Here is a 16,125-nt window from a genome sequence, read left to right as displayed (position 1 = left end):
TCCTGAGAGAGGTGGCGACGGCCGCCCCTCGGGTGAAGCTGCGCAGCCTGCTCCCCGGCGAGCGGTTGGGGGGCTCGGACGGACGCCGCTTCGAGATCATCCAGCGGCTGGGCGAGGGCACCATGGGCCAGGTGTTCCGCGCCTACGATGGGGAGCTGCAGCGGGTGGTGGCCCTCAAGTTCCTCCTCCCGCGCGAGGAGCTGGCCGGCATGGGGCTGCGGGAGGCCCGGGCCATCGCCAGGCTGGATCACGAGAACATCATCCGCATCTTCGACGTGTCCGAGTGGAGGGACGGGCCGGGCGAGCCCCCCGTCCCCTTCCTCGTCATGGAATGTCTGCAGGGCGAGTCGCTGGGGGAGCTGCTGCAGCGCGAGCGCAAGCTGGAGCTGCGGCGCACGCTGAGGCTCATGAGAGGGGTGGCGGCGGGGCTGGCGCACGCGCACGAGCACCACATCGTCCACCGCGACCTCAAGCCCAGCAATGTCTTCATCACCCACCAGGGCCCGGTGAAGCTGCTGGACTTCGGCCTGGCCTGGTTGGTGCCCGTGGGCGCCTCCGTGCCGCAGGACCTGCCCAGCGCTGGGACGCCCTCCCACATGGCGCCAGAGCAATGGCGGGGCGAGCAGGTGGACGAGCGCGCCGACATCTGGGCTGCGGGCATCATGCTGTATGAGCTGCTCACCGGTGAGCTTCCCTATCCGGAACTGCGAGTGGATGAGCTCCGCGCGAAGGTGCTCTCCCGGGAGCCTGTGCCCTCGCTGCGCGAGCGTCACTCGGAGCTCCCCTGGGAGCTGGAGTCGCTGCTCTCCGTGGCGCTGGCCAAGGAGCCCGACAAGCGCCTCCTGTCGGCCCAGGAGCTGCGAGAGGAGCTGCGTGAGCTGGAGGAGCACCTGCAGCCCGGGCGCGGGGTGCAGCGCTCGGTGGCGCCTCAGCGCCGACAGGTGACGCTGGTGTCCTGCCGGGTGGCGGGGCTCTCCGCGCTGGCCGGGCATCTGGACCCCGAGGAGTTCGGCGAGCTGGAGGCCACCTTTCACCGCGTGGCCTCGGAGATCATCCAGCGGCACGGCGGCTCCATCACCCTGTGCATCGGCGACGAGGTGCTGGCCTGCTTCGGCTATCCGGTGGTCAAGGAGGGCGACTCCGAGTGCGCGGTGCGTGCGGGCCTGGTCCTGCCCCAGGCCGTGCACCAGGCCCTCCGGGCGAGGCCACCACCAGGGCCGCCTCCACAGCTGGCGGTACAGGTGGGCATCGACACGGACCTGGTGGTGCTGGACGACAACCTCCCGGAGCTGCGGGGGCGCACTCCCACCATCCAGGGTGAGGCCCCGCGCATCGCCGCCTGGCTGGGGCGGCAGGCCGGGCCGGACCAGGTGGTGCTCGGCCCCAGCACCTACAGCCTGGTGAAGCGCGCCTTCGATACGGTGCCGCTCGGGGCCCGCGCGTTCGACGAGCGGCGCACCCTGGAGGTGCACCGCGTGCTGCGCTCGCGCGTGTCGGTCATCCGCTTCGAGCGAATGCTCGCGGGAGACGGGAAGCTGAGCCCGTTGGTAGGCCGCGAGCGCGAGCTGGGGCAGCTGCTCGACGCCTGGCGGCGAGCCCGCGAGGGGCAGGGGAACTACGTGCTCGTCAGCGGCGAGGCGGGCATCGGCAAGTCCCGCCTCCTGCAGGAGCTGCGCGAGCGAGTGCTGCCGGAGAAGCCCCTGCTGCTGAGGCTCCAGTGCTGGAGCCAGTTCAGCACCAGCGCCCTGCACCCCGTCATCGAGATGCTGCAGCGGCTGTGGTTGCGCCCGGAGCGCTCGCCCCAGGAGAACCTCCGCGCGCTGGAGCCGTGGCTCGAGGAGCGGGGCCTGACGCCGGTGCAGGTGGGCCTGCTGGCCTCCCTGGTGGAACTGCCGGTGGCCGAGGACTCTCCGCACCTGCGCCTCACGCCGCAGCGCCAGAAGGAGGAGACGATGGCGGCGCTGGTCGCCCTGCGCGTGCACCAGGAGTGGGAGCGCCCGATGCTGGTGGTGGTGGAGGATCTCCACTGGGCGGACCCTTCCACGCTGCAGCTGCTGAGCTTCTTGTTGGAGTTCGTGGACAGGCTGCGCGTGCTCCTGGTCCTCAGCGCCCGCCCCGAGTTCCGCCCGCCGTGGGGGCAGCACCCCCGCTTCCAGCTCATCGCCCTGGAGCGGCTGTCGGCGGCGTGCGCCGAGCGGCTGGTGAAGGAGGTGGCGCGAGGCCAGCGGCTGCCGGACAAGGTGGTGACGCAGCTGGTGGCCCGCACGGACGGCATCCCCCTCTTCGTGGAGGAGATGACGCGGGTGATCATGGAGGGCGGGGTGGCGGCGGCCATCCCTCTGACGCTGCATGAGCTGCTCCTGGCCCGGCTGGATGCGCTGCCGCGCCGGCAGAAGCAGCTCGCGCAGCTGTGCGCGGTGGTGGGGCGCAGCTTCTCCCAGGCGCTGCTCGTCATCCTCACGGGCCTGGTCGGCACCGCGCTGCGCAGGGATCTGGCGGGGCTGGTGGCCGCGGGGCTGCTCCAGCCGTGGGACGAGGAGGCCGCGCCCGGCTACCAGTTCCGCCACGCCCTCATCCAGGAGGCGGCCTTGCAGTCCCTGCCCCGCAGCTCGCGGCGGCAGTACCACCAGCGCATCGCCCAGGCGCTGGAGGAGCGCACCGTCAAGCCTGCGGGCATCCTCGCCTACCACTACCTGGCGGGGAACGATGAAGCCAAGGGGCTGGAGTACACGCTGATCGCTGCGCGCACCGCCAAGCGCCAGTATGCCAACGACGAGGCCATCCACCACTACCACCGTGCCTTGGAGGTGCTCTCCGCCTCGGAGCGCCTGCCGAGCACCGCGGTCTTGGAGGACACGCGCCAGGTGACGCTGGAGCTGGCGCAGACGCTCTTGCAGTCGGGCCACTACACGGCCGCCATCCAGATGTTCGAGCAGCGGCTCGAGGACGAGCACGCGGATGACGTGCGCGCGGAGATCCACGTGGGGCTGGGCCGCGCCTTCCAGGAGAAGGGCGAGTCCGGCCGGGCCATCCAGGAGCTGGAGCGCGCGCTCGAGCTCATGGGGCACGCCGCGCCACGCACCCGGGCCGCGGTGGTGGTGCGCACGGCAGTCCACCTCGGCCTCCATCTGCTCAGCCAGGTGTGCCCATGGATTCTGCGGCCCGTGCCGGCCCCCAAGCGGGCGCGCTTCATCAAGCAGCTCAACACGCTCATGTCGCTGATGCGGATCTACTACTTCGTGGATCTGTCCAAGCTCACCTGGGCCACGCTGGTGGCCCTCAACATGGCGGAGCGTGCGCGCACGGAGTACAGCCTGAGCCACGCCAGCGGGTACTACGGAACGGTGCTCGTGGGCGCCGGGCTGCTCAAGCGCTCGCTGCGCTACCTGTCCCGGGCGCTGGAGCTCGGCCGGCGCTCGAAGGATGTGGTGGCCGAGGGCATTGCCCTCAGCCGCCTGGGCACCCACGCCCTGTTCTCCAACGACCTGGCACGCGCCGTGAGGCTGGAGGAGGAGGCCATCGGCGTGCTCCGGCAGGTGGGCGAGCAGTGGGAGATGCAGACCTCCACGATGATCCTGGCCACCAGCCACTTCCTGGCAGCGCGCTTCGAGGCGGCCGAGAAGTCCTTCCGAGAGATGGGCGAGCTGGGGCGGGAGCACAACGCGTTGATGCACCAAGGGTGGGCGCACGCGTGGGTGCCCATGTGCCGCTACCTCCAGGGTGAGGGCGACGTGGCGCAGCTGTGCGAGGAGCTGGAGGAGGGCCTCGCCATCTCCATCCAGGTGGGTGATCTGGCCAACCAGTGCGCGGCGCTCAACCACCTGGCCAACGTCTACGTGCGCGAGCACCGGGTGGAGGAGGCGGCGCGGATGGCCGTGCGCGCCTTTGACACGGTGTGGAAGTACCAGGTGCTGGTGCCCTTCCTGCAGATCGGCCTGGTGGACGCGGCAGAGGCGGCCCTCTTCGCGCTGGAGGAGGGCGCCACCTCGGTGCCGCGCTCAAAGCTGCTGCGCATCGTCCGGCTGGGAACCTTCAAGGCGCGGGCCCTGTCGCGTCTCTACACGTACCTGAAGGGGCCGGCGCTGCGGGTGACGGCCCGGGCACGGAAGCTGCGCAAGGGCATGGCCGCCGCCGAGCCTTTATTCCTGCAGGCCATCTCCCTCCTGGAGAAGGGGCCCAACCGGTGGGAGCTGGGGGTGGCGTGCTTTGACGCGGCCATGGCCCTCCCTCACCGGCGCGAGCAGCTGCTGGCGCGCGCCCGGGAGCTCTTCACCGCCATGGGCGCCGAGGCGGAGCTGCGCCGTGTGCAGCGCCTGGAAGGTGAAGTTCCCCAGGACTCCCGCGGCGCAGCCTTCCTCCACTGAGTTGCTTCCCGCCCACTACTCTTTGCGACTCATCCACCGTCGCGGCCACCCACCGGCTCTCCTCCTCCTGCGCCGGCTCCGCCCCCCCTTGAGGGAGCCGGGCCACCGACCGGCGTTAGGCTTCCGGCTTGAATAGTGGCCACGCCGCGCACGTCCGAAGTGTATCGTGGCTCGCGTCGCCGAGCCTACCCTCGGTCGGGCGCCGGGCCCGCTCACACGGAGATCGCTGTGCGAAACGGTCCCATCGTGCTGATCCTGACGTTGGTGGCGTTGCTCGCGCGCGCCGAGGACGTCGATTCCCGGCAGAACTTCAAGGACACCACGACGCGCCTCCACGGGGTCACCACCCTGTTGCCGATGGGCCAGGGTGGCCTCATGACCGTGGGCGGCTCGAGCCTGCGTGTGCTGCCGCGTGGGGCGAAGGCGTTCGTGTCGCTGCACCGGCAGCCCGGGGACAACCTGTACCGCGTTGCGGCCAACGACGCCGGAGGCGTCCTCGCCGCGTGGGAGAAGGATCCGTCCATTCACCTCTTCACCGCCGCGCCGAAGCGGCACCTCAAGCTGGCCAAGCCGCCGCCGCCGTCCGAGGACCTCAACCGGTACCAGGTGGATCACCTCGCCTTCCTCCCCGACGGCCGGAACGCGCTGGTCATGATGGCTGGAGATCGCAAAGGGCCGGGGCAGGTCCCGGTGTACGTCGTCTACCGGCTCGCCCTCGACGGGAGCTCGCCGCCGGAGCTGCTCTATCGCGTCGACGCGGCCCGCAAGCTCGATGTCTCGGTCGAGCGCGCGGTGTTCCTCATGTTTCGCAAGCCGCAGCAGAGCTGCGACACCAACACCTGCCCGGTGGACGAGATCGTCGTCTTCGAGCACGCCGCCTCGGGCGTGACGCGCAAGTCGCTGTTCGACGGGCGCGCGCAGGAGTGTGGCCTGGCGACGAAGGTCTGGGGGAGCAAGGACGCGCCGCTGGTGCTGCAGCTCAGGCTCGCTCGCAACCAGCGCGCGCTGCTGCGCTGGCAGCCGGGCCAGGAGAAGGCGGACCTCCACCCCCTGCCGAAGGGCGGCTCCTGGGAACCGGAGCTCTACCTGATGCCGAAGGGTGACGTCGTCCGGGTGGAGGCGGTCGCGAACAACGTCCTCACGGTGCATCGGTTCGCGGGGGACGGCTCCGAGCAGGTCATCACGGTCCCGACGATGAGACCGGTGAGCCCGTATACGTACGACCCGCAGGTGCACGACATCGGGACGCGCCAGGACGGCCGGTTGTGGATCCACTGGGGCGACGACTTGCTGCTGTTCTCCGCGGACCTCTCGAAGCCCCCGCGCGCCTACGACCTGGAGCCGCTGCTCACCCGGCGCGCGACGTGGGCGGGCGTGGACGTCTACCTCGCGGACCCGGAGTTGCTCTGGGTAGGCATCGAGCTCGGCGCCGGTCGCGACTTCGTGCGGCTGTCCTTCGCCGACATGGAGAAGCGCTCGAAGACGTGGGCGGTTCGCGACTGACGCACGGGCCTATGTGGCCGGGTTCGTGGCGCGGGCACGCAGCGCCTCGAACGCGTCGGGCGCCATGTTCGCGGTGCCCAGGCCCCGCCCCGGCGGCTCGCCGAGAAGCGCCGCGGGAGCGCCGGGTTACTCCACGACCCGGGCCAGAGGGCGGCGCGCGCCTGCTACAGCGCCGCCGCAGCGTCAGAGGGCGGCCGGGCTGCTGCGCCCGGTGTGGAGGCCGGCGCCGGGTGCTGGAGTACCTGACGGCCCCCGACGGGGTACGCGCCACTTTGGAGCACCTGGCGCTGCCTACGCGGCCTGCTCAGCTGGCTCCAGGAGAGCTTTCCGAAACAGCCAGGCCGATATGAGCCACAGCGCGACGAAGAACCCCGTCAGTACGAAGGTGTAGCCCAATCCGGCGACCAGGGCGATCACGGCGACCAACGCTTGAGCGAGCGCCGTCGCGACCAACGCGCGTGCCATTCCATGTGGCTGGAAGCGCGCGATGACGGCACCGAGGATCCCGACGGCGAGCACGCAGCCATACATCAAGTTGGCGGGGTTCTCCTCATTCCCGATGATGCCAACGGCAAGGTTCATCCAGACGAGGATGAATGCTGCCGCGAGCGCAACGCCGACGGCGGCTCGGTACGCGTTATTGCCCGTCATCCTCGCTGCGAGCTCGAAGGTGCCGCCAGCGCCGACCAGCATGGCGCCGAAGAGAGCGAAATCGGCCACATCCCAGTCCACTTCATCGGTGACCTGCATCGCGAAAAGGGGCAGCAGCAGCATGAGCGCTGCGGTGCCCCAGGCCGCTATCCTCCAACGGCTCCCGCTCCGTCCGCCACCGTCTTCCGCGTTCCCTGCCATTGCCTTGCCTCCGTGCATGAGTGAGACCTTCAACCCAGGTTAAAGGTGCCACCCCGGCGCGAGGGCGGCGGGCCGGTTGGGGCGAGCCGTCGAAAGCCTGAGCCGAGCGGTCGCAGGGGGCAGGCGGATGGCGCGGCGCGTCCGGCGCCGCCTGCCTGGATACTGGCGAGCGAGTGCCGTTGAGGGCCCGTCTCACAAGTGCGCGAGCACGACCAGCGCCAGCACCCAGTCCAGGCCCAGCTCGACCACCGTGTACATGGAGCCATCGAGCGAACCCCCCACCGCGACGCCCATGTGGCCTATCGAATCCGCGAAGAGCTTTGCGCCCACCTCGGCCCCCAGATTGAGGCGGGCCCGCCGCCCACCCAGCTGGGAGCCCACCAGCGCGCGGGCGTAGGGGGCTGCCCAGCTCGTCACGAAGTGCTGGTAGCCCACGGTGGCGTTCAGCGTCAGATCCTTGGGGAATGACAGGTTGGCGCCCAAGGTCAGCCGCCGCGCCCCCAGTCCCATGGGCTGCACGTTCACGTCCAACGCGCCGCCCAGCTCACCCCCCCACGGGATGCGCATGCCGAGCGCGAACTCCACCGTCGATTTGTCGATGGAGAGCGCCTCCCAGCGCAGTCGCGAGGCACCTGCTCCATCTCCCCGCGCCTCGTAGAGGTCCGCGAGCGCCAGCGCGCCCTCCTCCTGCCCCGCGTCGTAGGCCTTGAACAGGGGCGGCTCCGCGCCCTCCAGGTTCCCCCGCTCCATCCGGAGCTTCCCCTGCTGCACACAGGCGGAGATGGATTCCTGTGCGCACGCCAGGCCGAACGCCTGGTCCGCGGCCTCCGCTTGCTGCTCCCCCGTGAGCTGCTGCCCCCACGACTCGCAGGCCGACGCGCTCCCCTCGTTGCAGCGCTCCTCGAGCCCGGGGCTCCGCGTGTTCGACGCCGTGGTCACGCACGCCATGGCCAGCAGGCACGGCCACAGGCACAGCCAGCGCCCCAGGAGGGTTTTCATGCGCTCACTATGCCACGTGCCGTCGCGCCCGGGGCCTCAAGGGACTGGGTCCTGGCGGCTTGGCGTGGGCCTGGTGTTGCGAGCCGTCAGCCTCGCAGCGCCCGACGCTCGGCGTGGATACGGGCTCCGAGGTCTGCAACGAGCGTCGGCAGCAACTCGATGTCGGCGCGCGTGGTGTTGAAGTTCACGATGCACACGCGGAGCACGTAAGCGCCACGAACGGTGGTGTGGGATGGATACGCGGCGCCCGAGTCCTGGAGCCGGGTGAGGATCTCGCGATTCAGCTCGTCGAGGTACGGGCGATGTTCGTTCGCGTTGGGGGCGAGCTCTGCAGGGACGTAACGGAACGTGGTGACGCTCAGGCCCTGGGAGCATGCCTCCAGCTCGGGGTGGCGCGCGGCCAGAGCATGGAGGTGACGCGCAAGCTCGATGTCCTCGGTGATGCGGGCTGCGTACCCCGTCCGTCCGAGGTGCTGGAGCGCGAGCCACACCTTGAGAGCGCGGAAGCCACGCGACGTCTGTGGGCCCTGATCCCGAAGCGGCAGCGGTTCGCCAACACCCTGGACTCCGCTGAGCGAGTAGTAGGGGCTCTGAAAGCAGAACGCGTCGTAGAGCAGCCGGGGATCGCGCACGAGGACGCATCCGGCCTCGAGCGGCATGTAGAGCCACTTGTGCGCGTCGATCACCAGCGAGTCGGCCTCCCGCAGACCCAGGATGTCGGGCGGTGCCAGCGCCGAGAGGCTCGCGGGAGCGCCATACGCCCCGTCGACGTGCAGCCACAACCGGTGCTCGCGACAGATGGCAGCGATCGCCGGCAGAGGATCCACGGCTCCTGTCGAGGTCGTTCCCGCCGTGCCGACGACCACGAGCGGCTCGAGCCCCTGGTCGCGATCGAGCGTCACGCGCCGAGCGAGCTCGCTGGGATTCATCCGGCCGTCCGCGTCGATAGGAATCTCGACCAGCGCCCGTGTGCCGAGCCCGAGCAGCACCAACGCCTTCGCGATCGAGCTGTGGGTCTCGCGCGTCGCGTAGACGCGGATCGCTGCGCTACGCGGGTGGCTCATGCCGAGCTCGCGCAAGTCCCAGGAGATCCGCGCATGGAACGCCGCGCGCAATGCGACGAGGTTCGCCATGGAGCCGCCGCTCAGGAACAGCCCTCCACCGCCCGTTGGAAAGCCCACCAGCTCCGCCATCCAGCGAACGGCCTGCTCCTCGATCGCGGAGGAGATCGGGCCGGTTCGCGGGCTGGTGACGGGGGAGTTCAGCGCCGCTGCCAGCAGCTCCGCAAGTGCACCCAGGGGGCTGGCGGCGCCGTGGACGTATCCCCAGAACCGGCCATGTCCGACCAGCACCGAGTGCGAAAGACACAGCTCGGCTGCCTGTGCGACGATGGCGCCAGCGTCAGTCCCGTCCGAGGGCAAGGGACGCTGTCCCAATAAGCGCCTCAGCTCTTCGCTCGACTCCGCCGTGGAGACCGGGCCTTCGTGCATTCTGCCGAAGAAATCCCCGATGCGGTCGACAAGCTCGTGACCGATGGCTCGAAACTGGTCCGCGTCGATCCCCACGGTGTCTCGCCCGTCGCGCAAGAGCTCCGTGCTCGTTTCATTTGACGCAGCGTCCAAGTCACCCAGCTTCATCTCGAGTCAGGATCCTGGGAGTCAGGTCCATTGTCAATAACGGGCACAACCTGGACAGCAAGGATTTCAAGCAATTAGAATCGCTCCCTCGATGGGAACCCACGAGCACGAACCCGAGTTGCAAGCGCAGTTGATCGACTCCAAGACAGGACTCCGGGCGTTCGTCGTCGCCGATAATCTCGTCAGCGGTAAGGCGATGGGTGGAACGCGGATATCGGCCGGTGTGAGCCTGGAGGAGGTCCGGGGGCTCGCGCGGCGGATGAGCCTCAAGCTCGCGCTGGCCGGAGTGCGGATCGGCGGATCCAAGGGGGCCATCGTCCTCGATCCGAAGGTTCAGGGAGAAGCCCGTGAAAGGGTGCTCGCTTCGTTCGGGCAGCTCGCCGGGCCGCTCTTGCGGGGCGGTGTCTATCTGGGCACGGACCTTGGGTGCACCTACGCCGAGCGTTCGTTCATCCACCGGCACGCGCAGTACGCAGTGGAGCAACAGGTCTCGCTGCCGTGCGACTGGGCGACCCTCTGGCAGCACTGCAGCGACGTCACGGGGCTCGGCGTCGCGCACGCGAGCGCGGTCGCTGCCGATCTCCTCGAGCTCGGGGCGAGGCGGCGTCGGGTCGTGATTCAGGGCTTCGGTGAGGTGGGCCAGGCCGCCGCCCGCCACGCCGAGCGCCTCGGGCTGCGAGTCGTTGCGGTCGCGGACATTCATGGCACCGTGTCCGCGGAGGGCGGTCTGCCGCTCGACGCGCTGCTCGCCATCACCGACGAACGCGGGGAGATCGACCGGACGCGGCTCCCATCGGGTGTGCGTGCGTCGCCTCAGCCGGAGGCGTGGCTGGACATCGATGCCGAGGTGCTGGTTCCGGCCGCGGTGGCCAATGCCGTGCACGCCGGGAACGTCCAGCGGGTGCGTGCGCAGATCGTCGTCGAAGGGGCGAACTCGCCCCTCACCCCGGAGGCGATCGCCCATCTGGCAGGCGAACGTCGCCTCGTGGTCCCCGATATCGTGGCGAACGCCGGTGGGGCGATCGGCTGTGGGCTGGCGCTGCTTGGCGCCATCCCGACCGGAACGACACCGCAGGAGGCGGCCGCGTGGTTGTTCGACCAGACAGAAACGCGCGTGGGCGCCAACACCCGGGTGGTTTACGAGCAGGCTCGCGCGGAGAAGCTCTCCACGCATCGGGTCGCCGAGCACCTCGCCGAACGCCGTCGCTCCGAGCTGTTCGCTCGATCGTGACCTTGCGATGACTGCCGAGGTTCACCTGTGTGTCTATCACCCCGTGTTCGCCGAGCCGATCGCGCAGTACCTGCGTGCCCGGCTCACGCACGTGCGCGTCACCGCAGTGACACAGACCGACGTCGACCCGCCTGACCGTGACACGATCGATGTTCTGGTTGCCTATCGCTTCCCGGCCGGCCTGCTCGGCCGCATGCGGCGGCTGCAGTGGCTGCAGCTCACGAGTGTGGGTTTCGATCACCTCCAGAACGAGCCTCGCGCTCCCGGGCTGATCGTCACGCACGCCGGGTCGATACCTTGCCGCGCTGTCGCAGAGTTCGTGATGATGGGGATCTTCGCGCTCGCTCGCAACGCGCCCACGCTCATTCGTCAGCACGACGAACGGGTCTGGAGGCGTCCCGGCGCGCGCCTCGTGTCGGGCAGCAGACTGCTCATCTTCGGGCTGGGTCGGATCGGGGCGGAGGTCGCGCGCGCGGCCAGAGCGAACGGGATGCACGTCGTGGCGGTGACGCGCTCCGGTGCCGCCCGGGTCGAGGTGGATCGATGTGTCCCCTCGGACGAGCGACACGCCGTGGCGCATGAGGCGGACTACGTAGCGGTCTGCGTCCCCGCGTCGCCCTCCACGCGCGGCCTTCTGGATGCAGCCTTCTTCGCGCGCCTCAAGCCAGGCGCGGCGCTCATCGACGTCAGCCGGCCCGGGATCACGGACACCGCGGCGCTCGTCGAGGCGCTGCGATCGGGTCGCTGTCGTGCAGCCCTGCTCGATGTACACGAGCGCGAGCCGCTCCCACGCGAGCATTCCCTCTGGAGCGAGCCTGGAGTCTGGGTGACGCCGCATTGCGCGTTCGAGCAAGAGCGTGAGGTAGATGCACTGGGCGAGCTGATCGTTCACAACATGCAGCGGCTCTCGACCTCGAGAGCGCTCGAGAATGTCGCCGAGCTCGCGGCTCCTCCGCCGCAGACGGAGCCAGCGCCCGCAGGCGCTGGACGTGGGTAGAGACATGGACGCGGCGCCGGGCAGAGTGACAGCGGGTACTCGCGCGAGCACGTCCAGGGAGGCCCTCGTGGTGGGTGGAGGCATCTCGGGGCTGTTGGCCGCACGAATCCTCGCAGACCACTTCGAGCGAGTAACGCTGCTCGAGCGCGATACCTTGCCCGGCCAGCCGGACGTGCGCGGGAAGACGCCGCAGGCGCCCCACTCGCACGTCCTCGGCTCGATCGGCTATCGAAGAATCACGCAGCTCTTTCCCGGGCTCGACGAGGATCTGGCGGAGGCTGGAGCGCTGCGGTTCGACTTCTTCAAGGACTGCCGCAACTACGTCGGCGATTGGCTTCCCCGGTTTTCTTCTGGCCTGGTGAGCCGCATGTGCACCCGCATGCTGCTCGAGTTCTCCATCCGACGCCGGCTGTCGGAGGTCGCCAACGTCGTCATTCGTGACCGGCAGAGAATCAACCAGCTCCTGGTCCGGGATGACGGCTCTCGCGTGATCGGCGTCCAGCTGGACGACGGCCGTCAGCTGCACGCCGATCTCGTGGTCGACGCGGCCGGGCTCGGCTCGCGCACGTCACGCCTGGTGAGCTCACTTGGGTTCGGCGAGCCGGAGGTCGAGCAGGTCGATCTGCTCAGCGCCACCGCGACGCGGTTGTTCCACCCGCCCCCAGGCATGTCGGCACCGGACTGGATCGCGCTGTTCGTGCGGGCCACGCCGCAGAACCGACGCGTCGGCGCCCTGACTCGCATCGAAGGCGGGCTGTGGCGCGTGTCCGTGGCGGGCCTGGCCGGCCTCTACCCGTCCAAGACCGAGGACGGCTTCCTCGCGTTCACCCGCGAGCTGGCGAGCCAGGAAATCTATCACCTCATCCGCGATGCCGAGCCGGCGTCCCCCGTCCATTACTACGGTACGTCGTTCAGCCGGTGGATTCGGTACGACAAGCTGGCCCGCTTCCCGGACGGCCTGGTGGTGGTGGGTGACGCGGCGTTCCACGCCAATCCCGAGCACGCCCAGGGGATGACCTTCTGCCTCCTGGCTGCCGAGACGCTGGGGACGATGCTGGCCGAGTCCGAGCGACCGCTGTCCGAACGAGTCGGCTTCTCGCTCCAGTTCCAGCGTCGCATTGCCGAGAAGTACAGGCCCTACTGGGTGTGGAATGCGGCGATCGAGCTCGATCTGCCCGGCGTGGTAGACGGCTCCGGCCTCAGCCGGCGGGAGCGTTGGGAGCGGGTGTTCTACAGGCATCTGCGCGCGGTCGCTCCGCGCGACCCCGCGCTCTTGCGCGCGGCCTTGAGAGTGACCCAGGCCGAGTCTCACCCGTCAGCCCTGCTTCACCCAGCCATCCTGCTCCGCCTTGCGCGACGCACGTTGCGAGCGTGACGCCACCTGGACCGAGCGCGCGCCATCCATGTAGCCTTCCACTCCACTCCTGCCAGCGAACCCATGAAGATCACCCATATCGAGACTTTCCTTGTCGACGCCGGATGGCGGCCCTGGGGCATCGTGCGAGTCGAGACCGACGCGGGCATCGTCGGCTATGGCGAGTGCACGTGCCTCTTCACGCAATATGCAGTCCTCGGCGCCATCGAAGACATGAAACCCATCCTGCTCGGGACGGATCCCCGTGCCTACGAGATGCGGTTCTGGGACATGTTCCGGCGCCTGCGGCTCGGGAGCATCGGGGGGGCTGCGAGCAAGGCGGTAGGCGCGCTGGAGTGCGCTCTGATTGACATCAAGGCCAAGGCGCTCGGGATCTCCGTCACCGAGCTGTTCGGCGGACCCACGCGTCAGACCGTCCCCGTGTACTTCTCTCACTTCCTCGGCTACCGCCCCTCCGCGAGCAAGTTTCTGGGTAAGAAGCCGATCGAGACGTTCGCCGATATCGAGGAGGCGGCGCACGAGGCCAAGGCGGCCGGCTTCCAGGCCCTGAAGACCAACCTGCCAGCACTGACGTCGTTGCCGCTGAAGATGGACCATACCGGCTTCGGCGGTGAGATGGGGACGACCGACCAGTATCTGACGGGCCCGAGGCTCGATCACCTGGAAGCGGTGATCAAAACGATCCGCGGCGCAGTAGGCGATTCTTTTGGGATCATCTTGGACATCAACCACAACTGCAAGCCCGAGAGCGCCGTCAGGGTCGCTGACCGGCTCCGGCCCTATGGGCTGATGTGGCTCGAGCTCGACCTCGACGACCCCCGGGCGCTCCGTGAGGTGAAGCAGCGGATCGACGTGCCGGTCTGTTCTGGAGAGACGTTGTTCTACCCGGAGGGGTATCTGCCCTACTTTCAGGAACGGGCGCTGGACGTGGTGATGATTGACACCATCTGGAATGGCTTCTCGCCCTCCCTGCGCATCGGGCAGCTGGCCCAGACGTTCCGGCTCAACACCTGTGTCCATAACTATTACAGCCATCTGAGCACGTTCATCTCCGCGAGCCTGTGCGGCGTACTGCCCAACGTCCGGGTGCTCGAAGTCGACGGCGAGGACGTCCCCTGGAAGGACGAGCTGTTTACCCATGCTCCGGAGCTCGTGAACGGCGAGATGCGGATCCCGCTCAATCGTCCCGGATGGGGCACCGAGCCGAACCTGAGCGCGTTCCAGCGCTACCGCTGGGACCGTCGGGTGCCGGTGATCACCGTGCCGTCCGGCTTTGACGCGCTCATCCCGCAGCTGCCGAGCCTCGGCGGTGAACAGCCTCTTGCCCGCACCAATGCCGACAGCCTGGCCGGGCCTTGGGCGCCGGAGCACCGCGTCCTCTCGCCGTTGCCGATTCCAGAGGGCGAGTCGCCATGATCAGGCCTCACCCGCTCGGCCCCACCTTGGAAACGGAGCGACTCCTTCTCCGTCCGCCGGCGGCCGAGGACTTCGAGGCGTGGGCTGCCTTCGCCGCAGATGAGAGGGTGGCCCAAGCGCTGGGAGGCGTCCAATCGAGGCCCATGGCGTGGCGGAACATGTGCACGATGATCGGTGCCTGGGCCGTCAACGGCTTCAGCATGTTTTCAGTCATCGAGAAGGCCACAGGCCGCTGGCTTGGACGGCTTGGCCCGTGGCGACCCGAGGGGTGGCCCTGCGGGGAGTTCGCCTGCAGTCTCGTGGCCGACGCTTGGGGAAAAGGATACGCCTTAGAGGCTTCCAGCGTCGTCATCGATTGGATGTGCGACACGCTGGGCTGGACCGAGATCCTCCACTGCATCGAGCATGAGAACTTCCGTGCGCAAAGCCTCGCACGGCGTCTCGGAGCCAAGCGGCTCCCCCGGGAGGGCGTGCTGCCTGAGCCCTTCGGCACCCAAGTCGAGATCTGGGGCCAGACTCGCGAGGAATGGCGTGCTCGTCGTCCCTGACCTGATGCGAGGAGTGGCAGCGCCTCCGCTCAGGGACGGAACAGCTCGAGGCCCAGCCCTACCTGGGCCGTCAGCGCGAAGCGCTGGTGGGCCTCGTCGCTGACGAAGAAGTAGTCGCCTCCCACGTCCACCAGGCCCACCAGGCCCGCCGGGAGGGAGATCCTCCCGCCCGCCAGCGCACCCGCGCCGTAGGCCCCTTCACTCGGGACGAGCGTGGCCCGCAGGCCCAGGTGAGGCCGCAGGACTCCATGGCCCAGCAGGAGCCCTCCCTGGAGATGGAAGACCGGGGAGGGGCTGATCCACACGCGCGCGCCGACCTCCAGCGCCCCGTGGCTGTAGGCGAGCCCTCCTCCCAGCAGCAGCGCAGGACCCCGGGCCTCGATGAGGCTGAGCAGCTCCGGCCGCAGCGAGGAGTCAGGCGGGGAGGGCTTCCGGGCCCTCGTCGCCTCCTGCTCCTGGCGCTTGCGCAGGGCTTCCTGCTCCGCCTGCCGCCGCTCGGTCTCCACCCGCTCCCGGAGGGCCTCCGCGAGGGCCACCAGCTCCGGTGGGAAGCGGACCGCGTCCACCTGCGGCCCGGGGTGCTCCCGCGCGATCACCTCGAGCTGCTGCCGGATCTCGTCCACCTTCCCAAGCGCGTACAGCGAGGCAGCCAGGTAGATCCGTGCCAGCCGCCGATCCTCGGCGGACCGCTGTGGGGTGGCCAGCACCTCCTCGAAGGAGCGGGCCGCGGCCTCGTACTCACCGCTCTCGTAGAGCTGGATGCCCGGCAGCGACTCCGCCGCTGCAGAGGAAGCCATCAGCAGCAGGAGCAGCAGCAGGGTGCGAGGGCTCATGGCGAAGGGCTGGACCCCAGAGGTTCAAAGTGGGCCGTGTGCGACAGGGTGCCGTTCGGAGGGATGGCGATCTTCTGCCGGTAGGGCTTGCGGGCGGGGTTGCGCAGCTCGAGCTCATGCTCACCCGCAGGCAGGAGGTAGCGGTTCTGCGGAGGCACCCGGCCCAGCCGCTGGCCATCCATCCAGACGTCTGCCCAGGCTCCCTTCACGGTGAGGTGGAGCGTCCCGGTCGTGGCCAGGGGCGCCTGGGCTGGCTCTGGCGCAGGAGCGGGTGCCGGAGCGGGGGGCTCGATCGGCTTGCTGACGGCGGCGGCGGGACGCTCAGCCCGAGGCACCTTCTTCTTCACCGTCGCGGTGGCGCTCTCGACAA

Annotated in this window: 11 protein-coding genes and 1 pseudogene; 7 read left to right on the top strand and 5 right to left on the bottom strand. The window is 69.3% G+C overall.

Annotated elements, in window-relative coordinates; translation table 11 throughout:
* Positions 1 to 11 precede the first annotated feature (11 nt).
* Positions 12 to 4,364, top strand: a complete 4,353-nt coding sequence (locus VD972_RS00740) for a protein kinase domain-containing protein (RefSeq protein WP_324979205.1) — start codon at positions 12 to 14, stop codon at positions 4,362 to 4,364.
* 228 nt (positions 4,365 to 4,592) lie between these two features.
* Positions 4,593 to 5,867 carry a hypothetical protein gene (locus tag VD972_RS00735; RefSeq protein WP_324979202.1) on the top strand — a complete coding sequence of 425 codons (1,275 nt, stop codon included), beginning with the start codon at positions 4,593 to 4,595 and terminating at the stop codon, positions 5,865 to 5,867.
* 291 nt (positions 5,868 to 6,158) lie between these two features.
* Here the strand turns inward: VD972_RS00735 and VD972_RS00730 are convergent, their stop codons facing one another.
* The 3 genes from VD972_RS00730 to VD972_RS00720 all read right to left on the bottom strand — a co-directional run bounded on the left by VD972_RS00730 (position 6,159) and on the right by VD972_RS00720 (position 9,355).
* The gene (locus tag VD972_RS00730; protein WP_324979199.1) at positions 6,159 to 6,641 is read right to left on the bottom strand and encodes a hypothetical protein; all 483 of its coding nucleotides are present in this window, start codon (positions 6,639 to 6,641) and stop codon (positions 6,159 to 6,161) included.
* Positions 6,642 to 6,911: 270 nt separating this feature from the next.
* The gene (locus VD972_RS00725; RefSeq protein WP_324979197.1) at positions 6,912 to 7,718 is read right to left on the bottom strand and encodes a hypothetical protein; all 807 of its coding nucleotides are present in this window, start codon (positions 7,716 to 7,718) and stop codon (positions 6,912 to 6,914) included.
* Between the two features lie 86 nt (positions 7,719 to 7,804).
* The gene (locus VD972_RS00720) at positions 7,805 to 9,355 is read right to left on the bottom strand and encodes a pyridoxal phosphate-dependent decarboxylase family protein (RefSeq protein WP_324979194.1); all 1,551 of its coding nucleotides are present in this window, start codon (positions 9,353 to 9,355) and stop codon (positions 7,805 to 7,807) included.
* Positions 9,356 to 9,446: 91 nt separating this feature from the next.
* On the opposite strand from VD972_RS00720, the gene VD972_RS00715 reads away from it, so the two are divergent.
* The 5 genes from VD972_RS00715 to VD972_RS00695 all read left to right on the top strand — a co-directional run bounded on the left by VD972_RS00715 (position 9,447) and on the right by VD972_RS00695 (position 14,922).
* Positions 9,447 to 10,586, top strand: a complete 1,140-nt coding sequence (locus VD972_RS00715; RefSeq protein ID WP_324979191.1) for a Glu/Leu/Phe/Val family dehydrogenase — start codon at positions 9,447 to 9,449, stop codon at positions 10,584 to 10,586.
* 7 nt (positions 10,587 to 10,593) lie between these two features.
* Positions 10,594 to 11,583 carry a D-2-hydroxyacid dehydrogenase gene (locus tag VD972_RS00710; RefSeq protein WP_324979188.1) on the top strand — a complete coding sequence of 330 codons (990 nt, stop codon included), beginning with the start codon at positions 10,594 to 10,596 and terminating at the stop codon, positions 11,581 to 11,583.
* Entirely contained in the window at positions 11,516 to 12,958 is a 1,443-nt protein-coding gene (locus VD972_RS00705; RefSeq protein ID WP_324979185.1) for an NAD(P)/FAD-dependent oxidoreductase, read from the top strand. Before VD972_RS00710 ends, VD972_RS00705 begins: the two co-directional genes overlap by 68 nt.
* Before the next feature lie 63 nt (positions 12,959 to 13,021).
* Entirely contained in the window at positions 13,022 to 14,374 is a 1,353-nt protein-coding gene (locus VD972_RS00700; protein WP_324979182.1) for a mandelate racemase/muconate lactonizing enzyme family protein, read from the top strand.
* Positions 14,371 to 14,922 carry a GNAT family N-acetyltransferase gene (locus VD972_RS00695; protein WP_324979178.1) on the top strand — a complete coding sequence of 184 codons (552 nt, stop codon included), beginning with the start codon at positions 14,371 to 14,373 and terminating at the stop codon, positions 14,920 to 14,922. Before VD972_RS00700 ends, VD972_RS00695 begins: the two co-directional genes overlap by 4 nt.
* A gap of 29 nt (positions 14,923 to 14,951) precedes the next feature.
* Here VD972_RS00695 and VD972_RS00690 read toward each other — a convergent pair whose 3' ends face one another.
* Both VD972_RS00690 and VD972_RS00685 read right to left on the bottom strand, forming a co-directional pair.
* Entirely contained in the window at positions 14,952 to 15,755 is an 804-nt protein-coding gene (locus VD972_RS00690; RefSeq protein ID WP_324979176.1) for a hypothetical protein, read from the bottom strand.
* Positions 15,752 to 16,125, bottom strand: a pseudogene (locus tag VD972_RS00685) (hypothetical protein); the annotation flags it as partial. The pseudogene VD972_RS00685 and the gene VD972_RS00690, both read right to left, overlap by 4 nt.

The sequence above is a fragment of the Hyalangium sp. genome, from assembly GCF_035629615.1.
GTDB lineage: Bacteria > Myxococcota > Myxococcia > Myxococcales > Myxococcaceae > Hyalangium.
The sequence above is the reverse complement of the archived record's forward strand: the minus strand, read 5'-3'. Positions and strand labels throughout refer to the sequence as shown.

Coding starts and splice junctions, on each gene's coding strand:
- VD972_RS00705 (WP_324979185.1), top strand. CDS start 11,516: ATGTCGCCGAGCTCGCGGCTCCTCCGCCGCAGACGGAGCCAGCGCCCG.
- VD972_RS00700 (WP_324979182.1), top strand. CDS start 13,022: ATGAAGATCACCCATATCGAGACTTTCCTTGTCGACGCCGGATGGCGG.
- VD972_RS00690 (WP_324979176.1), bottom strand. CDS start 15,755: ATGAGCCCTCGCACCCTGCTGCTGCTCCTGCTGCTGATGGCTTCCTCT.
- VD972_RS00695 (WP_324979178.1), top strand. CDS start 14,371: ATGATCAGGCCTCACCCGCTCGGCCCCACCTTGGAAACGGAGCGACTC.
- VD972_RS00710 (WP_324979188.1), top strand. CDS start 10,594: ATGACTGCCGAGGTTCACCTGTGTGTCTATCACCCCGTGTTCGCCGAG.
- VD972_RS00725 (WP_324979197.1), bottom strand. CDS start 7,718: ATGAAAACCCTCCTGGGGCGCTGGCTGTGCCTGTGGCCGTGCCTGCTG.
- VD972_RS00720 (WP_324979194.1), bottom strand. CDS start 9,355: ATGAAGCTGGGTGACTTGGACGCTGCGTCAAATGAAACGAGCACGGAG.
- VD972_RS00715 (WP_324979191.1), top strand. CDS start 9,447: ATGGGAACCCACGAGCACGAACCCGAGTTGCAAGCGCAGTTGATCGAC.
- VD972_RS00730 (WP_324979199.1), bottom strand. CDS start 6,641: ATGCTGCTGCTGCCCCTTTTCGCGATGCAGGTCACCGATGAAGTGGAC.